The organism is Ammonifex thiophilus (assembly GCF_003368535.1).
GTDB classification, from domain to species: domain Bacteria; phylum Bacillota; class Desulfotomaculia; order Desulfotomaculales; family Ammonificaceae; genus Ammonifex; species Ammonifex thiophilus.
The window spans coordinates 1-394 of the sequence record NZ_QSLN01000068.1 but is presented as its reverse complement, the minus strand read 5'-3'; the positions used below and the strand labels follow the sequence as shown (position 1 = coordinate 394).

At 31.7% G+C, this 394-nt stretch carries 1 protein-coding gene; it reads left to right on the top strand.

The genetic code is table 11. The features are described 5' to 3' along the window. Nucleotides 1-394 (top strand): transposase (locus DXX99_RS11095; RefSeq protein ID WP_134643026.1); only part of this gene is annotated, 394 nt, incomplete at both ends.

Here is a 394-nt window from a genome sequence, read left to right as displayed (position 1 = left end):
ATTTCTGACCTTTTAGATTATCTCCGCAATAATCTTATCATTGCTCATCTTTGTGGCTTCGACATTTCTAAACCTCTTCCTTCTTATTGGACTTTTCGCCGTTTTATTAATGACTTCTCTCATGATTATTTGACCTCTATTTTTCAAAATCAGGTCAATATCCTCAAAAATATGGGTATTATCTCCGGTGAGTTTATTTCCATGGACTCTACCCCTATTAAAGCTAACACTAAGTTAAATAACCCTAAGTCTTTTTCTAAAAATAAATTCTCTAAAGATAATCAGCCTAACTCTGATAAGGATTGTAAATTAGGCGTTTATTCTGCTTCTAATGATTCTTCTAATAAACGCTATAAGTTTTATTGGGGCTATAAAAATCACATTATTGTTGATG